This window comes from Oleiphilus sp. HI0061 (assembly GCF_001635675.1).
The window spans coordinates 1-1,440 of the sequence record NZ_LWFE01001246.1; the positions used below are offsets into that span (position 1 = coordinate 1).

Here is a 1,440-nt window from a genome sequence, read left to right on the forward strand (position 1 = left end):
CAAGCGCCAAAGTCTATTGATGAGAAAGCTAGCCGAGAAAGGCTAAGAGAGGGGCTTAAGGTATTAAGCGAGTTTAGTTTTAATGGTGCAACGATACCGACGAAGCGAATTGCTTTAAAAGTTCGTTCGATACAAAAAGGTACTAAACAGTACGAAAAAGAAGCATCTCAAAAAGACTTTTTTACAGTAAGTGAGAGTGGTGCGCGATTCAAGGTAAACCTAAAGGACTACTTGGATACCGGGTTGTTTCTCGATCATCGTCCCATTAGAAAGTGGGTCTATGATAATGCCAGAGATAAACGCTTTTTAAATTTATTTTGTTATACAGGTGCGGTGAGTGTTTATGCCGCACTTGGTGGTGCGAAATCAACCTTGAGCGTTGATATGTCAAAGACCTACTTGAATTGGTTCGAGGGAAATCTGGCGCTCAATAGGCTAGCGCTTCGTGACAATAAAGTAGTTCAGGCAGATTGTATTGAGTGGCTAAAGTCACAACAGGAACAAAAAGCCAGTTTTGATCTGATTTTTCTAGATCCACCGAGCTTCTCTAATTCTAAACGAATGCAGGGGGTGCTGGATATTCAGCGTGATCATGTCGTACTCATAGAGCAGTGTATGAGCTTGCTGTCTGAAAAGGGGGTGCTGGTTTTCTCGAATAACCTGCGAAGGTTTAAGCTTGATCCAGGCTTGAGCGCAAACTATAAGGTCACAGACTTTACCAAAATGTCAGTGGATAAAGATTTTGAGCGCAATAGTCATATTCACCAATGCTGGAAAATAGAGCGCGGCTAGGAAATTTGCTTAGTCGGTTTGAGTAGTGGGCTTATCCTTAGAATTCAAACTTTAGGTAGGTACTGTACTGATCTATTTCGATATTCGTATCAGTGTCCTTGAGCAAACGACCGTATTCAAAGGATAAATACCACTGATCACTCAGCTTATAGTCTCCTCCGATAATCCAGCTTAAACTGAAGTTCGTTTTAAATAAATGTGACTCGGCCACGAATGGGCTGGGTTGAACCGCTGATTCCGCGTTAGAAATAGCACTTTCCGAGACGGTTCTAATAACTTCATGACGCGTTACATCTGCTCGGTAGTAAGATAGTCCAAGTAGTGCGTAAGCATTAAAATAATCTGTAATCTCTTGCTCGGCTCCCATATATGTCGCAATCCAATGATCTAGGTTGACATCCTTTGCTCCTTTAAGCGTGTCTTCTTTGATTCCCTTGCCGTAACGAAACTCTGCTTTGAAAGTGTCATCTAGGTAGCTACCATAAATAACGCTAAGGCCGTAGGTTTGTGCAGTAAGGCCGCTGAATGATAAAACCGGAGAGCCTTCAGTTCTATCTTCGTAAGATACGCTGTCAGAGAGGACGAGATTAAGGTTGAGCCTGTTGAATTCGTTCAAAGAAAGACCGACAGATAAGTAGTTTCTTTCGG

Annotated in this window: 2 protein-coding genes; one reads left to right on the forward strand and one right to left on the reverse strand. The window is 42.3% G+C overall.

Translation table 11 applies throughout. The annotated features are described in order from the left end of the window. Positions 1–792 (forward strand): class I SAM-dependent methyltransferase (locus A3735_RS19525; RefSeq protein ID WP_197485944.1); only part of this gene is annotated, 792 nt, incomplete at its 5' end. A 37-nt stretch (positions 793–829) separates the two neighbouring features. Here A3735_RS19525 and A3735_RS19530 read toward each other — a convergent pair. Then, a partial coding sequence (locus A3735_RS19530) for an outer membrane beta-barrel protein (protein WP_068638501.1) occupies positions 830–1,440 on the reverse strand: 611 nt, incomplete at its 5' end.